This window comes from Nostoc sp. C117 (genome assembly GCF_043099735.1).
In the GTDB taxonomy this organism is placed as follows: Bacteria; Cyanobacteriota; Cyanobacteriia; order Cyanobacteriales; family Nostocaceae; genus Nostoc.
This window is the reverse complement of the sequence record NZ_CP170991.1, coordinates 1,687,224-1,707,243: the sequence shown is the minus strand read 5'-3', so window position 1 is coordinate 1,707,243 and position 20,020 is coordinate 1,687,224. Positions and strand designations below refer to the sequence as shown.

General features: G+C 41.2%; 12 protein-coding genes. 8 read left to right on the top strand and 4 right to left on the bottom strand.

Annotated elements, in window-relative coordinates; all coding sequences use genetic code 11:
* The first annotated feature begins 38 nt into the window (after positions 1-38).
* Positions 39-914, top strand: a complete 876-nt coding sequence (locus tag ACFG4S_RS08225; protein WP_392534329.1) for an SGNH/GDSL hydrolase family protein — start codon at positions 39-41, stop codon at positions 912-914.
* A 724-nt stretch (positions 915-1,638) separates the two neighbouring features.
* A complete protein-coding gene (locus ACFG4S_RS08220) occupies positions 1,639-7,995 on the top strand; it encodes a CHAT domain-containing protein (protein WP_392534328.1) in 6,357 nt (2,118 codons plus the stop codon).
* Positions 7,996-8,242: 247 nt separating this feature from the next.
* Here the strand turns inward: ACFG4S_RS08220 and ACFG4S_RS08215 are convergent, their stop codons facing one another.
* Complete coding sequence (locus ACFG4S_RS08215; protein WP_392534327.1) at positions 8,243-10,561, bottom strand: bifunctional serine/threonine-protein kinase/ABC transporter substrate-binding protein; 2,319 nt, start codon at positions 10,559-10,561, stop codon at positions 8,243-8,245.
* Positions 10,562-11,170: 609 nt separating this feature from the next.
* Here ACFG4S_RS08215 and ACFG4S_RS08210 point away from each other — a divergent pair.
* The 5 genes from ACFG4S_RS08210 (at position 11,171) to ACFG4S_RS08190 (ending at position 15,835) form a co-directional block, all read left to right on the top strand.
* On the top strand, positions 11,171-12,523 hold the full coding sequence (locus tag ACFG4S_RS08210) for a histidine phosphatase family protein (RefSeq protein ID WP_392534326.1): 1,353 nt from the start codon (positions 11,171-11,173) through the stop codon (positions 12,521-12,523).
* Between the two features lie 179 nt (positions 12,524-12,702).
* Entirely contained in the window at positions 12,703-14,040 is a 1,338-nt protein-coding gene (locus ACFG4S_RS08205) for a dihydroorotase (RefSeq protein WP_392534325.1), read from the top strand.
* A 187-nt stretch (positions 14,041-14,227) separates the two neighbouring features.
* A complete protein-coding gene (locus ACFG4S_RS08200; protein ID WP_392534324.1) occupies positions 14,228-14,845 on the top strand; it encodes a hypothetical protein in 618 nt (205 codons plus the stop codon).
* A gap of 90 nt (positions 14,846-14,935) precedes the next feature.
* On the top strand, positions 14,936-15,121 hold the full coding sequence (locus tag ACFG4S_RS08195) for a putative toxin-antitoxin system toxin component, PIN family (protein WP_392534323.1): 186 nt from the start codon (positions 14,936-14,938) through the stop codon (positions 15,119-15,121).
* A gap of 549 nt (positions 15,122-15,670) precedes the next feature.
* Positions 15,671-15,835 carry a hypothetical protein gene (locus tag ACFG4S_RS08190; protein WP_392534322.1) on the top strand — a complete coding sequence of 55 codons (165 nt, stop codon included), beginning with the start codon at positions 15,671-15,673 and terminating at the stop codon, positions 15,833-15,835.
* Positions 15,836-15,857: 22 nt separating this feature from the next.
* On the opposite strand, the gene ACFG4S_RS08185 is transcribed toward ACFG4S_RS08190, so the two are convergent.
* The 3 genes from ACFG4S_RS08185 to ACFG4S_RS08175 all read right to left on the bottom strand — a co-directional run bounded on the left by ACFG4S_RS08185 (position 15,858) and on the right by ACFG4S_RS08175 (position 18,063).
* The gene (locus ACFG4S_RS08185) at positions 15,858-16,256 is read right to left on the bottom strand and encodes a TIGR02588 family protein (protein ID WP_392534321.1); all 399 of its coding nucleotides are present in this window, start codon (positions 16,254-16,256) and stop codon (positions 15,858-15,860) included.
* Complete coding sequence (locus ACFG4S_RS08180) at positions 16,253-17,137, bottom strand: TIGR02587 family membrane protein (protein WP_392534320.1); 885 nt, start codon at positions 17,135-17,137, stop codon at positions 16,253-16,255. The genes ACFG4S_RS08185 and ACFG4S_RS08180 overlap by 4 nt, the downstream gene beginning before the upstream one ends.
* A gap of 203 nt (positions 17,138-17,340) precedes the next feature.
* A complete protein-coding gene (locus ACFG4S_RS08175; RefSeq protein ID WP_392534319.1) occupies positions 17,341-18,063 on the bottom strand; it encodes a Ycf66 family protein in 723 nt (240 codons plus the stop codon).
* A gap of 363 nt (positions 18,064-18,426) precedes the next feature.
* On the opposite strand from ACFG4S_RS08175, the gene gndA reads away from it, so the two are divergent.
* Positions 18,427-19,860: an NADP-dependent phosphogluconate dehydrogenase gene (gndA, locus tag ACFG4S_RS08170; protein WP_392534318.1), complete on the top strand. Its 1,434-nt coding sequence runs from the start codon at positions 18,427-18,429 to the stop codon at positions 19,858-19,860.
* Positions 19,861-20,020: the final 160 nt, after the last annotated feature.

The window sequence follows — 20,020 nt, the reverse complement described above, 5'->3', positions numbered from 1 at the left end:
TAAAATCTGATTCAAATAATTGGTAAATTTCGCTAGTCGTGTCTACTTCTGCAAAAACCTTTCCTATCTGGGCATTTTTCTCGCTGTTAACCAACGGCATCCTAATGTTGGCGGTCATTCTGCTAATTTGGCAACAGCAGAAATTGACCGTTTTTTTTGGAGGGATGATAGCATCTCCCAACCCAAGCAACCGAAATAACTCAGACTCAGTTGCGACACCTGATTTAGGTCCCCGTCACCAACTCACTTATCAACAGTGGGTAGACATTCTCAAGCAAGAAGCCAAGGTAGCCGCTGACAGGCGTCCTCCGCACTTAACCATAATGGTGGGAGATTCTCTGACTTTGTGGTTTCCAGCTGAGTTATTACCTCAAGGTAAAAATTGGCTCAATCAAGGAATTTCTGGCGAAACCAGCAATGGGCTTTTGAAAAGATTAACTATATTCGATCGCACCCAGCCAGAGGTGATTTTTGTGATGATTGGGATTAACGATCTAATTAAGGGAACGAGCGATGGGGTAATTTTAGATAATCAGCGGCAAATTATCAGTTACCTACGAAAGGCACATCCTACAGCCCAAATTGTTGTCCAATCGATTTTACCGCATGGAGCAGACGAAGCAACTTGGAAAGGACGAGAGAAACTTCTAGCTGTTGCGAATAGTCGTATTCACCGATTGAATGAGCAACTCCAAAGCATATCTAACAAAAAAGGTGTGAAATTTATCGATTTATATCCCCTATTTACCAATACCCAAGGTAATCTCCGGCGGGAATTTACTACTGATGGCTTACACTTAACTCGTGAAGGTTATATAGTTTGGCGTTCTGCATTGCAGATTTACGGTGACATCGAATTAAAACCCCAACTTCAACGTGCATCGAAGAGCGAAAAAGATAAGAGTTCAATATAGATGATGTGATGTTGGCTAGTTATCTTTAATAGCGATAAGCCTAATGGTATGGCTTCGCTTACCGGGCGATCGCTCCTTCCTAATTTTCCTCTAAATTAAAGCTCAAAGTTACTTAAAAAATTCTTTTCATTAAAGAAAAAATTTACTATAAAAACACATATTCAGTATATTAACTGATGTGAGCGTTGATTTTTGCTAGCTAATATGTAGCAAATAGTACAGTATAAGCCAATACAGTTCAGTTAAGCATTTCTTCTCTTCTCTATGAGAGGCTGCACTTCGACTACGCAAAAATCGAGCGACTTGCACTGAGTAGCGTCGAAGTGAGTCGAGATTCAGCGATCGCGCCAACGAGATGCTACGCGTAGGAAGATCCCCAAAGGAGTACGCGGTTCGTTAAAAAAATAACTTTGACAAAAAGTTTTAACCTTAACTGAACCGTATTGCAGTAGATAGGATTCCTATTTTAATTTTGAATTGTTAACTGCGATCGCCTTTGATTAATCCGATAAAAATAGGGCGTTGCTGATTGATTGAAAATATGAATTTTCCTCATAGAAAGCTGAGACAGTTAGTTGGGCAGGTTTCCCGATTTGTACCTCGTTATTAGGCAATCTAAGCTTAGCAACGACTAAAAAAGAAGTAACTACTATTAGAAAGGTGCAAAAAAGAGGAGTTAAATAAACATATTTGATATTCAAATTCAGCAAGACCAAAAACAGACATGAATACCTTTGAGATTAACATTCAGCGCAAATCAGGAAATAGCTGGCCGATTGTAGTCGAACATAGCCGACCTGGTGAACTTCTATCATCGCGCTCAGAAGGAATTCTCAAACTGTCACCGGAAGATTTTCAGCAACTTATTAGCAAGTCAGGACAGCCGAAAGATTACGGTATGTTTCTCGGACAAGCACTGTTTCGTGAAGAAATTAGAGATGCTTTTGTTAGTGCTTTACGGAACTCCGAAGAAACATTGCGGGTGTTGCTATTTATCGAAGCTGAAGATAAAGAACTGAGAACATTACGTTGGGAAAGACTATGCGGTAATATCGATGACGGATGGCATTTATTAAGCCTAGAGCAGCGAACACCATTTTCACTGTATATACCAGCGATTACAGACCGCCGTTTTCCCCCAATTGGCAGAAGAGACTTACGCGCCTTGATATTGGTGGCCAGTCCTTCAGAAATTGAGCGGTTTAACTTAGACTCTTTCGATGTTGAAGCCGCTGTCCAAAGTGTGCGCCAATCTTTAGGGGTAATACCATCTGATGTCTTAGCAACAGTAGAAGGCGCAATTGGCTTACCGACTTTAGACGAACTCTGCCAACATCTGACCGACACAACAAAACAATACACCATGCTGCACTTTGTCAGTCATGGTAAAGTCATAGATAGTGGCGAAACCGTCCTCTATTGGGCAAAAGAAAATAATAAAGTAGACCCAGTTACAGGAACACGCTTAATTGAAAGATTACGGACATTAAAAGGAGCCAAAGGGCTACCACACTTTACCTTTCTCTCGACCTGCGAAAGTGCCAGTCCAGAAGCAGAAGCGGCATTAGGGGGTTTAGGGCAAAGATTGGTGCGGGATTTAGGAATGCCCGCAGTCATCGCTATGACTGAGAAAGTAACTGTTAAAACCGCCCTAGCTTTATGTGCAACATTTTACCAACACCTCAATAAATCAGGGGAAGTGGATTTAGCATTACAGGAAGCCTCTGCTTCCCTTGCAGAACGGCAGGATATTACGGTTCCTGCCTTATTTAGCCGATTGGGGGGGAGACCTCTATTTAGCGACCAACTTGACCGCGACTTGACCAACACCGAAATCAAACATGGTTTGGAGCGATTGCAAGTATTTGTAGCAGAGCGATCGCCTATACTGCAATCAAAGCTGCAAGCACCAGCAGAAAAGTTGGGAAATCTTCTCAATACAGGTTCTACAGCCTTGAGCAAAGAAGCTCGGCGAGAACGAGAGCAAGCTTTAGAAGATGTCAACAATCTATCTCAAGCAGTTCTTGACCTGAGTTTCAACGCTGTAGCCTTGGATGAGGAAGCACCTATTTACGACACTCACTGTCCTTTCCTGGGCTTATATCCTTTCCGAGTCGAAAACCGCAAATTCTTTTTTGGCAGAGAACGGTTAATTAAACAACTACAACAAAAGCTAGAAAAAGACAACTTCTTAGCTGTATTTGGGGCTTCGGGTAGTGGTAAATCATCAATTGTACTGGCGGGGCTGATTCCAGCGCTGATGGAAAAACAGCCAGATTTGATGATGGCGTATATGACACCGAGTAGTAACCCCATTGAGCAACTGCAAACCAGTTTCTTGGAGGTGCAAAATCAAGCTTCAATTTTAGTCATCGACCAATTTGAGGAACTTTTTACCCTCTGTACTGATGAAACCAGCCGACTGTTATTTATAGATAAATTACTGTTTATTGTCCAGCAGCAAAAAGTCGTGATTACCATGCGGGCAGACTTTTGGGGTGAATGTGCTTCCTATTCACAACTTAAGGAGTTAATGCAATCTCGGCAAGAGTTGATTGGGCCAATGGATACCACAGAACTGCGGAAAGCAATGGAAATGCAAGCCGCCCAGGTGGGTTTACGCTTTGAAGCCGGTTTGAGTAACTCGATTTTAGATGATGTCCAAGGTGAACCAGGGGCAATGCCATTACTGCAACATGCATTGCTAGAGTTGTGGAAGCGGCGACATGGTAGATGGTTAAGAACCGTGGAGTATGAAGCTATCGGTGGTGTAAAAATGGCGATCGCTCAAACAGCAGATGCTTTTTATGATAGCTGCACACCAGAAGAACAAGAACAAGTCCAGAATATTTTTGTCCGCTTAACTCGCTTAGATGATTCAGCAGTAGAGGGACAAAAACGCCGCGACACTCGCCGCCGAGTTTGGTTAGACGAATTAATCCCGACTCTGAGCTACCAGGCTGTAATTAAAGAGCTGCTTAAGCGGTTAGCGGGTGAAGGTGCCCGCCTAGTAGTTACTAGTGTCGATTCCGCCACACAGCGGGAAGAAGTGGAAGTCGCCCATGAAGCCTTAATTCGTTACTGGCCTAAGTTACTGAATTGGTTAGATGAAAACCGTTGTCTGCTTCTACTACGAGAAAAGATCCGTCAGGAGGCTTTGGAATGGGACAACAATAATAAAGACGAAAGCTATTTGGTGCATCGAGGGGGACGCTTAGAAGCAGCCCAGGAATTATTAAAAAAATCTAATTTTTTAAACATATTAGAAGCCAATTATATCCAAGTTTGTGTAGATTTGCGCGATCGCGAAAAACAAGAACAAAAAACTCGCCGTAGTCGCGAAATTCGGGCAAAGCGGACAATCATTGGGGGAGCAATTGTTGTCTTGATTACCACTAGCTTGGGACTAATAGCATTCAAAAAAGGGTTAGAAGCCGAATTAAGTAAAGCCGATTCCCTCCTTCAAAGTTCCTTGTTATTCTCTAAATCAGATAAAAATTTGCAAGCTCTCACCGATGGAATTAAGTCGGCAAACATCCTGAAAAAGAACAGATTTTGGACAAAAATTAGTACCATAATCATCAAAGGCCAAAACCAAATAGACACCCAGTCACAGTTGATAGCAGCTTTGCAGCAAGCAATTGATGGAGTACAAGCACGTAATTACTTGAAGCATAAGTCTTCGGTGACAAGCGTCGTCTTCAGCCCCGATGGTAAAACCATTGCCACAACTGATAAAAAGAATGCTGTCAAACTTTGGGATTTACATGGCAAAGAACTGACAAAATCCTTCTTCAAAAATAATCTATTCTTTAAACTCCTATTCAACAACGTAACAAGTATGGTTTTTAACTCTGATGGCAAAAATATTGTCACAGCTAGCAAAGATAACATTGTCATGCTCTGGGATTTACAGGGCAATGAACCGCAAATTATTAAATATGATGTAGCATTTACAAGTGTAGTATTCAGCCCCGATGGCAAAACTATTGCTACAGTTATTAACAATAAAACTGTCAAACTTTGGGATTTAAAGGGCAAAGAACTGACAACCCCCCCCCTCGTACATCAGTCTTCGGTAACAAGTGTCGTCTTCAGCCCGAATAGCAAAACTATTGCCACAGTTATTAACAATAAAACTGTCAAACTTTGGGATTTAAAGGGCAAAGAACTGACAACCTCCCCCCTCGTACATCAGTCTTCGGTAACAAGTGTCGTCTTCAGCCCTGATGGCCAAACTATTGTCACAGCTATTGACAATAAAACTGTCAAACTTTGGGATTTACAGGGCAAGGAACTGAGAAACCCCCCCCTCGCACATCAGTCTTCGGTAACAAGTGTGGTCTTCAGCCCTGATGGCCAAACTATTGTCACAGCTATTGACAATAAAACTGTCAAACTTTGGGATTTACAGGGCAAGGAACTGAGAAACCCCCCCCTCCCGCATCAGTCTTCGGTAACAAGCGTGGTCTTCAGCCCGAATAGCAAAACTATTGCCACAGTTATTAACAATAAAACTGTCGAACTCTGGGATTTAAAGGATAAGAAACTGACAAAACGCCCCTATGGGAGTGATGACAGCAGTCTAGTATTCAGTCCCGATAACAAATCTATTGTCACAGATAGTAAAGATCATACTGTCAAACTTTGGAATTTAGAGCAGAAAGACCGAAAACAGCCATTCCAGCATAAGGTCGAGATCACAACTCTAGCTTTCAGTCCCGATGGCCAGAATATTGCCACAGGTACTGAAGATAATACCGTCATCCTTTGGGATTTAGATGGCAATCAATTGGAAACCTTCAAAGGACATGAGGGTGATATCACAAGTCTAGCCTTCAGCCCTGACGGCACCATCCTCGCCTCTGGTAGTAAAGATAATAATGTCATCCTCTGGAATTTAGGGGGAAAACTTCTGGAAACTTTTACAGGACATCAAGCTGCTGTTACAAGCGTTGCCTTTAGCCCTGACGGTAATACTCTTGCCTCTGGTAGTAAAGACAATACTGTTCAACTTTGGGATTTAGGGGGCAAAATGCTGCAAACCTTCAGGGAACATAAGTATGCAGTTACAAGCGTTGCCTTTAGCCCTGACAGTAATACCCTTGCCTCTGCTAGTGAAGATAAAACCGTCAAACTTTGGGATTTAAAAGCTAATTTCCTGTCAACCTGGAACCAATCTCCGGCAAGGGTGACAATTCCAGGGGAGAAAGCAGGGTTTACAAGTGTAGTTTTTCCTCCGAAAGACGATCCTAAAAGCCGTAAATGTAAGATCCTCGCCGCTGGTAGTAAAGACAATATTATTCAATTTTGGGATTTAAGTGAAAATAAGCCGCACATTTGGGATTTAGGGCAAAAGAAGGCGCAAACCTTCACAGGGCATAAATATGCAGTTACCAGTGTGGCTATAAGTCCAGATTGTCAGACTTTAGCATCTGCAAGCGTTGACAAAACCATCATCCTTTGGAATTTAAAGAACAAGAAACAGCAAGTCTTCAGAGGGCATCAGGCTGCTGTTACCAGCGTCGCCTTCAGTCATGACGGTTACAGGCTAGCCTCTGGAAGTCTTGATAATACCATCATCCTTTGGGATTTAAATGGTAATAAACAGCCACCCTTCATAGGACATCAGGCTGCTGTTACCAGCGTCGCCTTTAGTCCCGATGGCAAAACTCTGGCTTCTGCAAGTGAAGACAATACCGTTATCCTGTGGAATTTAAAGGGCAAGAAACTGCAAACCTTCAGAGGACATCAGGCTGCTGTCACCAGCGTCGCCTTCAGTCCCGATGGCAAAACTCTGGCTTCTGCAAGTGAAGACAATACTATCAAACTCTGGGATTTAAGGGGTAAACATATCCTCGAAGAACATCAGGATGCTGTCAACAGCGTCGCCTTCAGTCCCGATGGCAAAACTCTGGCTTCTGCAAGTGAAGACAATACTATCAAACTCTGGGATTTAAGGGGTAATCTTCTGAAAACACTCAAAAACAAGCTTTCGGGGTATGAAGTTGCGGTTACAGATATAGTTTTTAGCGCCGATGGTAAAACTTTGGTCTATACCAGTGAAGACAATACTATCAAACTCTGGGATTTCAATCGTCCTAAGCCTGTCCTCAAAACCTTCGCAACGAATACAGTTTTAAGTCCTGATAAGCAAATTTTGGCTTTTGTGAGTCCAGACAATACTATCAAAATTTGGGATTTAAAAGGTAATCTGCTGACAACTCTCAAAGAGAATAAGAAAGAGATTAAAAGTATAGTTTTAAGTCCTGATAAGCAAATTTTGGCTTCTGTGAGTGCAGACAATACTATCAAAATTTGGGATTTAAAAGGTAATCTGCTGACAACTCTCAAAGAGGATAAGAAAGAGATTAAAAGTATAGTTTTTAGCGCCGATAGTAAAAATCTGGCTTCTGTGAGTGCAGATGATATCGTCATCCGGTGGGATTTAAAGGGCAAGAAACTAAACATCTTCAACGGCGATAAGAAGAAGGTGAAAAATATAGTTCTTAGTCCCGATGGAAAAACTTTTGCTTCTGTGAGTGAAGACAGTACTATTATCAAACTCTGGAATTTCCAAGGTAAACTCCTCGAAACCTTCAAAGGGGATAAGACACAGATTATAGTTATGGATTTTGTCGACGATGCTCCCAATCTGATTTCTATGAATGCAGATTTTATGTTTATCCTGTGGGATTTAAAGGGGAATCAACTGAACACCTTCAAAGGGGATGAGGTTACAAGTATAGTTTTTAGTCCCGATAAAAAAACTTTTGCCTATGCTAGTGAAGACAAGACTATCAAACTCAAGGATTTACAAGGTCATCTACTCAGAACCCTTCTCGGACATGAGTCTGAGGTTAAAAGTATAGCTTTTAGCCCCGACGGCTACACTCTTGCGTCTGGTAGCGCAGACAATAAGGTTATCCTATGGGATATCAACGATTTAAATTTAAATATGGATGTGCTTCTAGATAATGTGATGGTAACTGCTTGCAATTCGGCTAAAGATTATCTCCATAGTAGCCAACAGGTAGAAAAGAGCGAGAAAGGTCTCTGTGATAATATTGATACTAATTAATTATGGGATGATTGGGTCTAACGCGGGGACGCAGTGATTATTTATCGATCTCTCAAATCATCCCACAATTATGCAACGGCATTCATCTTGAATTTTGAATTCCGCCTTTCTGTACTAGGGGTATTATATTAGGAAGATAACTTTTAGTAAGAAATTGATAATATTTAATCTTTACTACTATTATTCGTCCTAATGATATCAAATATTTTCCAATTACGAATTAGGAATTATTTGAATCCCCTGTAACTTACTTTGCTACATCCAAAGGGAGGAATTCAATTTGTCCTGTATTGGGATTTTGTATAACTTTAACTAAATAAATATTTTCCTGGTGGCGATCGCCATTTGGTTTAAAAGAAATTATTCCTGTAGCACCACTTGCTTGAAAATTAGTCTCAGCGATCGCTTGCTGCACATTTAGACGAGTAGGTGATGGAATTTTTTCTAATGCTGTCAGGAATACACGAGTTGCATCGTAAGATAATGCAGTGTACCAGTTCCCTGCTTTTCCCCAAAATTTCTCCACTTGTTGAGGAAACTCTCGATTAAGAATAATTCTAGAGTGCCAAGGTATAGCCACTACTGCACCTGCTTCATTACCTACCAGTGCATTGAGAAGCTTATTATTGTCTAGACTATCTCCACCGACTACTAAATATTTATTTTTTTTCGCATATTCAATTACCTGAATGGCTGAATCAGAGGTTAGACCATCAGTAGTTGTCAATAAAATAATTACATTTGCTTTCTGCTCTTTCACTTTATTTATACTAGATTCAACGTTGTCATACAAAGGTATTTCTACTACAACTTTTCCACCTAATTCCGATATTCTACCTTTCATTTGTCCTTGTAGTGATTTACTATAGTTACTATTAGGATTAAAAAATATTGCTGCTTTTAGTTTATTTTCTTTTTTCAGGTAATTAGCTAAAGTTTGGGCAATAACACGATTGCTAGGAACAACTCGAAAAAAACAATTAGGATAATTTGATTTACAGGATGTAGATAGTAATTCTGATGTAGCTGTAGCAGAAATTAATAATAGATGATGTTCCTGATAAATTTTGATTGCTTCTATAGTCGTATCACTTCTAAAATGACCAATTATAGCTAAAATATCACGTTTATTGCCTAATTGCTCTGCTATTTTTTGAGCATCTTCACTTTGATTGTTGTCAGTAGCAATCAATACTTTCAACCCTATTTTTTTAGCTTTGTATTTTTCATTAAATTCATTTTGTGCCTGTGCAACACCACGCAATATTTCTTCACTTGAGTGAATGTTGTCATTATTATTGCTAATAGGAGCTACAACAGCAATAGTATAAGCTTTAATTTTGTTAACTTCTAGACGACTGTTATTTAGATAAATTAAAGTTTCCGGATCGTGATATTTTTGCCACGCTTTCTCCAACCAAGTAATTGCATCTTGATAATTATCCTGAGCGATCGCCTTGACTCCTCGTTCTTTTTCTGGTACTTTCATGTTAATATTTGGTAACAGAATTTCTTCGCCGCAGCTAATATTATCGTCTTGAGGAAAACTCCTCAGCCAGATTTTGTTACATCCATTAACTCCATTGGAATACCAATAGCTAGTAGGTAATCCAATTCCAAATAAAATAACTATACCAGTCAGCCAAGGTGGAATACGTGGTAATGTAATTGGATGATTGAGCCGTTGTAAAATTACGTGGGTATTTTCCGGGCGATTTTTCCAGTATGGTTCCATCATTTCATCAAGCAAATCGAAAAGCGATCGCCATTTCAATCGATCTAACCAGTTTCTCCAAGAATTTGAGTTATATAAAACTTTGTCCCGCCAAATTAACTTACCTGTTTGGTGATTTTCTTCAATATTGAATGGAGGCTTTCCAGTTAATAAATGAACAAAAGTTCTTCCTAAAGCAAAAAAATCTGATTGCTTGACTACTTTGCCTTTCATTTGTTCAGGTGGTGAATAACCCACTGTACCAACTATTGTATTTTCGTTTTCTTCCTGAACATAAGTTTGGGCTAAATCGCGGACTGCTCCAAAGTCAATTAAAACAAGTTGTCCATCTGGTTTTACCATGATGTTTGCTGGTTTAATATCCCGATGAAAATATCCCTGAGCATGAACTCGATCTAAAATTTCTACTATTTGTTTTAAATAAGCGATCGCCTTTTCTGGTTTGATAATTTTATTATCTTGATTGTGTAACCATTGTTGTAAATTTAAGCCTTCAATTTTTTCCATTACTAGGCAGTATAATGGCTCTGAACAATCGGGAAAATTTAATTCAAAATATCCATCTGGTTCAACTTTAGGAATTCCGGAATTCTTCAGGTGAATTAATACCTCAGCTTCTCGCTTAAACAAATTAACTATCTTAGATTTTTTTTCTGAATCACTAAATAAAGATAAATTTAAAACTTTCAGGACTTTTTTTGTACCATTAGCTTCTACTTCAAAAGTTCTAGAAAAGCCTCCACTCCCCAATAACTTAATTACTCGATACTTATTTTCGATTAACAGACTTGCCCCACAGTTACGACAAAAAATGCTACTGTTGGTATTCATCAAATCGGCAGGGTTTGTACACTTGGGATTAAGGCAATAACTCATAGAGCTTAGAAGATGTTTGAAAAGTCAAAATGTCTACTAAAAACCTTTCTCCTTCTAGGCTATCCATTTTCTTTATATTTCTGTAAATGAGTCAGGGAAATAATTGTAGAAATCTGTGGACAGTTGACAAAAATAGATAAATATGTTTATAGACTATTTAGAGGCGATGTCTGACAACAAGCCGCAAGACTTCTACGCTAACAAGAAGCTCAGAAGTTCGTACCCCTTTGAAAAAAGCCAGCTACACGCCGTGTCTTGTTGGCAGAACTTTTCATAGAGAACAAAGGGTTAGATTTCGCGTTGGTTTTTCCACATTAAGGGACTTGCAAATAAAAAAATATCCAATTAACTCTTGTGGGGTGGGCGTCTCGCCCGCCCAGTCTATAGGGCGGGCAGGATGCCCACCCCACAATATTGGATAATTTATTTCTTGGAGTTCCCTAACCTGAAAAGTTAGCTCAAATACTTAGGAATGTGGTTTAATGAATCGGCGTTGCTTAGTAAATAATTCTGCAATCATTTTGCAGTAAAATTAGTCGTCTAGATACAGGAGGGCTTTTTGCGATGACTCGTGTCATCATAGTGCGCCACGGTCAAAGCGGTTATAACACCGAGAGGCGTATCCAAGGGCGCACTGATGCGTCAAAATTAACCGAAAAAGGTCGAAACGATGCCAGTAAACTAGGCAAAGCCCTCAGTAATATTTCATTTAGTGCGATTTACAGCAGTCCCCTGCAACGAGCTAAAAACACAGCAGAAATTATCCATCGTGAGTTAACTAGTCATGCTCAACAGTCTGCTGTAATCCAAGTTTCTGATTTGCTGCTAGAAATCGACCTGCCTTTGTGGGAAGGAATGCTCACTAGCCAAGTCAAGCAGGAGTTAGCCGAAGACTACCGCACTTGGCACGAACGCCCTGATGAATTGCGAATGCTGTTGAATGATACCCAAGGAACGAGAGAACATTTTCCAGTTCTGGCTATATATGAACAAGCGCAGCAGTTTTGGCAAGAAATATTGTCTCGGCATCAAGGCGAAACTATTCTGATTGTGGGACATAACGGGATTAATCGCGCCCTGATTAGCACAGCATTAGGAATTCCCCCAAGTCGTTACCATTCAGTACAGCAATCTAACTGTGGTATTAGCGTCTTAAATTTTGCTGGAGGATTACGGGAACCAGTCCAGCTAGAGTCTTTGAACCAGACACAACACACCGGAGAAGTTCTACCCTCATTACGACCAGATCATCAAGGTGTACGGTTACTGCTGGTGCGTCATGGGGAAACAGAGTGGAATCGCCAAACTAGGTTTCAAGGGCAAATTGATGTCCCCCTCAATGACAACGGTAGACAACAATCGCAAAAAGCAGGGGCATTTCTCCAAGAAGTAGCGATCGCTTTTGCCGTCAGTAGCCCAATGCTACGTCCTAAAGAAACAGCAGAAATCATTTTAAAACACCATCCAAATCTCAACCTAGAATTTCAAGATGGTTTAAGAGAAATCAGCCACGGACTCTGGGAAGGAAAATTAGAAACAGAAATTGAGCAAGAATTTCCCGGAGAGTTACAGCGCTGGCGGTTAGTTCCAGCCGAAGTCCAAATGCCTGAAGGGGAAAATTTGCAGCAGGTATGGGAACGTAGCGTTGCAGCTTGGGAATCAATTGTCCAAACAGCATTAACTAATCAACTCAAAACTGTCCTAGTAGTAGCCCATGATGCTACAAATAAAACCTTGCTTTGTCACATTCTTGGTTTACCACTAGAAAATTTCTGGAATTTCCGTCAGGGAAATGGCGCTGTTAGCGTTATTGACTATCCTTCCGGATTAGATGGTTTACCAGTACTGCAAGCAATGAACATCACCACTCACTTGGGTGGAGGCATACTAGATAAAACAGCAGCTGGGGCGTTGTAGGAGTTTTGAGTTTTGAGTGCTGAGTGCTGAGTTAATAGTTAGGAGTGAGGAATAAAGTTAGGAATGAGAAGTGAAGAGTGAAAAATAAAGTTAGAAGCAACAAGTTAGAAGCGAAAAGCGAGAAGTTAGAAGCAAATAACTCATAACTCATAACTCCCTACTCCTAACTAAAAACTTTTATGACTGAACTGCTGCAACAAGTACGGGTGATTGACCCAATTTCTGAAACTGACGAACTATTTGATGTGGTGATTGCTGATGGTTATATCCAAGCAGTGGCTTCACATATTTCTGACATAAGTACTGATACTCAAATCAGAGATTGTCGAGGATTAGTTCTTGGTTCTGGGTTAGTGGATTTATATAGCCACTCCGGCGAACCAGGTTTTGAAGAACGGGAAACCCTTACGTCTCTTTTAGACGCTGCTGCTGCTGGCGGTTTTACCAGAGTAAGCATTTTACCCGATACATCTCCAGCTATTGATAAACCTGCGCTTGTGGCACAGTTGCAGAAGAGGAGAGCAGAGGAGCAGAGGAGCAGAGGAGCAGAGGAGCAGAGGAGCAGAGGGGCAGAGGAGGGTTTACATTCTTATTCTCCCCTGCTCCCCTGCTTTCCTGCTCCCCTGCTTAATATCTGGGGTGCTATCACCTTGGATGTTGCTGGGAAGCAAATGACGGAATTGGCAGATTTAGCCAATGCTGGGGTTGTTGGTTTTAGCGATGGTAAGCCGTTGGAAAATTTAGCGCTGGTGCAACGGGTGTTAGAGTATCTTCAGCCGTTTGGTAAACCGGTAGCATTTTGGCCTTGCGATCGCCAATTAGCTGCAAATGGTGTAATTAGAGAAGGTGTCCAAGCACTTCGTTTAGGTTTACCGCCAGTACCCACCAGTGCGGAAACAAGTGCGATCGCTGCAATGCTTGAATTAGTTGCAGCTATAGGCACACCAGTACATATTATGCGTGTCTCCACAGGCCGCAGCGTGGAATTAATTGCCTCAGCTAAGGCTGCTGGTTTACCCATCACCGCCAGCACTACTTGGATGCATCTTTTATTAGACACCAAAGCGCTTAAGAGTTATCACACCAGCTTGCATTTAGATCCGCCTTTAGGAAACGCTAGAGATGTAGCGGCCTTGCGGGCTGGGGTGCGTGGAGGTATTGTAGATGCGATCGCGATCGATCATGCACCTTACAGCTACGAAGAAAAAGTCCAGGCTTTTGCTGAAGCACCAGCCGGAGCGATCGGTTTAGAATTAGCATTGCCTTTACTGTGGCAATATCTGGTTGAAACTGGCGAATTTACAGCTTTAGAATTATGGCGGGCATTGAGTAGTAATCCAGCCAAGTGTTTGGGGCAGAAAGTTAATGCGATTAGCCCCGATCAATTAGCAGAACTAACTTTATTTGATCCTCAGGAAATCTGGAAAGTTGAAAGGAAAAATCTGCATACACTTTCACAAAATACACCTTGGTTAGGACAACAATTACAAGGTCGTGTTGTGCAAACTTGGTGTTAGTTGTCTCGTCAAAAGTTAATAACTGTGTTAATTTTTTCTTTTAAAGTGTATCTTAAGTAGAAATCATCAAGTAGTATTATATAGAATTTTATTTGATTTTTGAAACAACTCCGTACAACTCAAAAGGCTAATTGCCTAATCCCTACTCTCTACACAAATAAGTTCAAAAATCCAAACGGATTACTATATGAGCCGCCCACAAATTATACAACCCCATCAAAGTTATACATTTAGTAAATATTTTGAATTACCCTATGCTCCAGCGGATATTTTAGCCGAATTAGGATGTAGCTACGAACGCGCATTGTTACAACTACCAATATATTCAAATAAACTTGATTATTTAGACTTTTTACAGCGTTATCTACAGCGAAATATAATACGCGTTAACCCAATTAGTGAAGCGGCAAAACGTGAAGTTTTAATTGCTCCTATCTTGTTAGAGGTTTGCGAACAAACACAAACTCAACTAAATATTGAATATCCTATCAATGTTAGTGAAAAACTAAAAGGAAGTTTTGATTATTATATTTCATCGTCCAATTCATTACTAGTTATTGAAGCTAAGCAATCAGATTTAAGCCGAGGATTTACGCAACTTGCAGTTGAATTAATTGCACTAGATCAATGGATTGATTCTCCACAACCAACTTTGTACGGTGCAGTAACAAATGGAGAAGATTGGCGATTTGGAATATTTTATCGAGAAGATAAACGTGTCGTGCAGGATATCAAACTTTATCGTGTGCCTGAAGGTTTAGAAGAATTAGTTAGAGTGCTTGTAGGAATTCTCAGCACTTCTTAAATATGTAGCCAAACTCCAAAAACTCTGATTTCATTGGATTTCAGCTTTCCTATAGAACGCTTTGCAAACGCTATAAAGACGGTCTAAAGCATGAGAATTGTATTAGATGTGAATGTTTGGATTTCCGGTTTGCTTTGGGCTGGAGTTCCTGGCGATATTTTTGATTTAGCTGAAGAACAGAGAATTACTATTTTTGCTTCTAAACCGATATGGCAAGATTTCAAAATCTATATGCTGCAATTATCAAGCAATCAAACTATCGGCTCCTGGTTTTAGATATATTAGGAGCTTTTTTATCGAACAGAATTCAGGAGTCAGAAGTCAGAATTCAGAATGAATTTTGTACGACTGGCAGATGAATAATCGGGTTTAAAACCCCCACCCAATCGTAGATTTAGTGATCTTCAATCAGTCGTGGGTCTGAATCCCCGATTGATAGCGTTGCGGAAAGCGAGTCTTCTCTTAAGGGGAGACGCCAAGGGCGAACGAGCGTCTTGATTCTGACTCCTGAATTCTGACTTCTGAATTCTTCTTCAATTATTATCCATCTCACTTAGGAGTTATATCGCCAGAAGTAACAGCATTCATCCTCAAGGCTATTAATAATTGGTTCTGTTGGTAGATCAAATGTCAACCTTGGGATTGCTATTGTCTATTTGTCAGTTAGTAAAAACGTTTATCAAATTAAAAGGATTGATAGTAAATATCAGGGAATTTATTTAACTATTTTTCTCTCTGAGATTTAATTAACCAACACCGCTAACTCTATACAGGGGTAAATATAGCGTCGCTGACACCAAGACCAACATAGCTTCAAATTAGCCTATGCAACTTTTGGATTGGACTTACTCAAACTTTCGCTGGTATCGCCGTCTGCGGCGTGGGGAGTGGTGGCAAGTAGAAATTCCCTTATTTGATGGTTCCCAAATTATTTGGGTGCGTAATAGACCAGAATGTGAGTGTAACATTTTACAAACAGAGAAATATTAGTAAGCTCTTTTACACTTGGACATTATGGCAATTTATAGCTAGCAATACGCAGATTTAACTGACCTTGGCTCGGATTTTGGCTGAATACAAATGCGCCTTCTTCACTTTCACCACTAGATAAAAAGTCAATCTGTTGCTCTCCCGATGCTGCAACTTTGCCGTCAATTACTAATTCAGCGATGATCTGAACTGACTCGGCTGTATCTCCTCCCTTATTCATAACTTCAAAAGAAACATAAAATTGTCCATCAATTTGCCGAATTGTTTCTTTTTTGGTGACAGAAATAATTGGAGGTTGATTTTTATCGTTCAGCCAAGTGTAACCTACCAGACTCACAATGATTGCTAGGATGAACGAGGCGATGCTGAATGTCACCCACTCTGCAATTGAACGCTTTGATTCTTGTTCTGTTTTAGTCATATTGCTAACCTGCCAGCCGCACCGCCAATAGTTGCGGGTAACCCCAGCACCAAGGTATGATCCAACCACATAGTCCAGGGATCGCTAAAGGTCAACTTTTGAAAGAACCACAGCATAAAAGCGCCTGCTAGAAGTGACACTAGGTAGGAAATGATGGTTTCGCTAGATGGTCGTTGGAAAATTCCTTTTTGCTCTCTGCGCTTTCGCTGGTCAGAAAAACCTGCCTGAAATACAATGCCATAAGAAATCAGCAAAGATGCGGCGATCATTGCTAACTGCCAAGGTGGGGAAACTGCGGCTGCTAACATAGGAACTTCGTCTGTTGGCGCGATGTTAAATGCAATTATGGTTGCGCCAATTAGAGTTCCCCCGACATCGGCGAAGGTAGCGTGTAAATCGTTCTGGTTATTGTTGCTTGCACCATTTCCCTGAGGTGCTGTTTGATCTTCATCAGTATTTCTACTATCTCCCAAAAACTGGTTAGCTAATGCGATGCCGAGAGTAAATGGTACACTTTCAAAAATAATTTTACCTAAAGATTCCTTGAGGGAAGTTTCTGGCGTCAATTCTCGCAATAGTAGCAGCACAAAGGCAGAACAAGCTAGTCCGATCGCGATCGCTTGTACCGTATCCATTGCGGCATGATGAGCTAGCCAGCTATATCTGCGTTTCCGAAAACCTTCTGTTTGATTGAGCAAGTAAACCACTATAAACATCAATGCGATCGCCATCATCATCAGTTGTGGTTTTGCCAGTGACCCAATCCACCAGACCTCCATTGTATACAGCAAGGGTATACCAAATAAAAAGCCTCCACAAGCACCCCGAATGATGTCATTAATCTCGCTCTTCCAGACATTTTTCTGACGTTTTGTTGCCACTCCTCGACTTTCCTTTTATTGAAAATTTGCTTGGGGACTTTCAACAAATAAATTATCCAATCATGTGGGGTGGGTAACATGAGCGTCCTTGCCAATCGGCTCTCGTGTCCCCCACCCCACAAGAAGCGGAATACTAAAACAAGTTAAGTAAAACCCAAGATTATATTTAAGTTAATGTTGGCTTTCACTCAATATTCATTAGCCTAATTATTTGGTGGTGTCGCATCTGGTGGTGTTTCGGCTGGGGGAGCCACAGATGCATCTGGAGCAATTTCCTCTGCGGAAATCTGTTCTTTGTTCTCAGTTTCGCTATCTAGTTGGGCTGGTTCCACCACTTCCCAGGATGGCGGATTTGGTGGAATCGCTTCTGGTACACTGTCAGTTTTTGCTTCAGTGTCGATAGTAGCGATCGCTTCTTCTGCTATGGCAGTAGTATTGTCGATAATCTCAACAGCAGGTTGCTGTGCCAAAACAGACGTAATGTCTTCAGGTTTGGTCTTTGTAGGTGTCTTTGGACTCACAGTCTTTTGCACCTTGTTTTTTACACCACTGAAAGTATTACCGATATTCTGCTGCAACTGAGCCAGGCGTTCCTGAAGCGAGAATTTATTCACCTGTTCCTGAATGCTAGTTTTCACCGTCTCAGGACTAGGTACTTGGGTTTGTTGCGCCTGTGGTGTTAGTTGGCGACGTAACGAAAGAGTTTGCCAGCCAAACGAAACCAAAAGAACGACGCTAGCCACATGACCCAGCAACAACCCCCCAGAAATACGTGCTGCAAACACCCATAAAACTAAAGCGTAGAAAAGCCCTACACCACTCAAAATAAAATCATTCTTGCGGTGGATTTCTGGAAAAAAGAAAGCTGATATGTAAATGGCTAAACTACCAAGACCGACCACTAAAGCTAGGACGTATGCCAGCATTATTTGGTTACTCCTTTAACTAGGGATTGGGCATGGGGCAAAAGAGTGCTGAGTGCTGAGTGCTGAGTTAGGAGTTAGGAATTAGGAGTTAGGAGTTAGGAGTTACTATTATCTCCTGTGCCCCTCTGCTCCTGTGCCCCTCTGCCCCTCTGCTCCTCTGCCCCTCTGCCTCTTCCCCAGTCCATTAACTAACAATTTTGCAAGGGAATGGTTGATTTAGATACAACTTAAAATTAATTATCTGTGTTAGTTGTGGATTTTTGTCGTTTAGATCAACTCTTAAGGTCTTCTTTAGGAGATCGGCGAAAATCTCGGACTACCCTAAAAGATGAAAGGATCTGCAAGAGTTAGCCAAACAAATTTATGACACTACAAAGCTTTGGTGTGATTGGACTAGCCGTTATGGGCGAGAATATCGCTCTAAACGTCGAACGTAATGGCTTCCCAATTGCAGTTTACAACCGCTCCCGAGAAAAAACGGATGCCTTTATGGCGCAGCGTGCGCCAGGACGGAACGTCAAAGCCGCTTTTACCCTAGAAGAATTTGTCGCTTCATTAGAACGTCCCCGCAAAATCCTTGTAATGGTGCAAGCTGGTAAGCCAGTGGATGCAGTGATTGCTCAACTCAAGCCTTTACTAGAGGAAGGCGATATCATTATTGACGGTGGCAACTCTTGGTTTGAAGATACAGAACGCCGCACTCAGGAATTAGAACCTACTGGACTTCGGTATCTTGGTATGGGTGTCAGTGGTGGTGAAGAAGGAGCGTTGAACGGCCCTTCACTAATGCCCGGAGGTACAACCAGCTCTTATGAGTTTTTATCACCAATTTTCAACAAAATTGCTGCCCAAGTCGATGATGGTCCTTGTGTAACCTACATTGGTCCTGGTGGTTCTGGTCACTATGTCAAAATGGTACACAACGGTATTGAGTATGGCGATATGCAGCTAATTGCTGAAGCCTACGACTTGCTGAAAAATGTTGCTGGATTAAACCCTAGTCAGCTACATGATGTGTTTTCTGAATGGAACACCACCGATGAACTCGATTCATTTCTGATTGAGATCACGAAAAATATCTTCCCATATGTTGACCCAGACACAAATAAACCCCTGGTCGATTTGATTGTTGATGCAGCAGGTCAAAAGGGAACTGGACGCTGGACTGTCCAAACTGCTTTGGAATTGGGAGTTTCGATTCCCACAATCACAGCTGCTGTAAATGCTCGGATTATATCTTCCATTAAAGAAGAGCGGGTAGCAGCATCGAAAGTCCTCACAGGCCCCAGTGGCAAGTATGATGGGCAAACCAAGGACTTTATCAATAAAGTACGTGATGCTCTCTATTGCTCAAAAATCTGTTCTTATGCTCAAGGGATGGCGCTGCTATCCACAGCTTCAAAAACATATAACTGGAATTTGAATCTGGGCGAAATGGCACGGATTTGGAAAGGTGGTTGTATTATTCGCGCTCGCTTTTTGAATAAAATTAAGAAAGCTTTTAGCGAAAATCCAGCTTTGCCTAATTTGCTGTTAGCTCCCGAATTTAAGCAGACAATTCTCGACAGACAGACTGCTTGGCGGGAAGTGATTGCCACAGCTGCAACATTGGGAATTCCAGTCCCCGCATTTAGCGCATCTTTGGATTATTTTGACAGCTATCGCCGCGATCGCCTACCCCAAAACCTGACTCAGGCACAACGCGACTACTTCGGCGCACACACTTACCAGCGTCTTGATAAGCCCGGAACTTTCCACACTGAATGGGTACCAATTGCTGAAGCTGATAAGAAATAAGCTTTCACACTTTTATACCAACATCTTGTGAAAGTTTAAAAACTTTGAAACTGTAAATTGAAGAATGGCTCTGAATTTCAGAGCCATTTTCTTTTGATAAGTACCGAGTTAGGAACAATACAGCCGTCAAAATCGTTGCTCTAACGGAAGTAAAACAGGC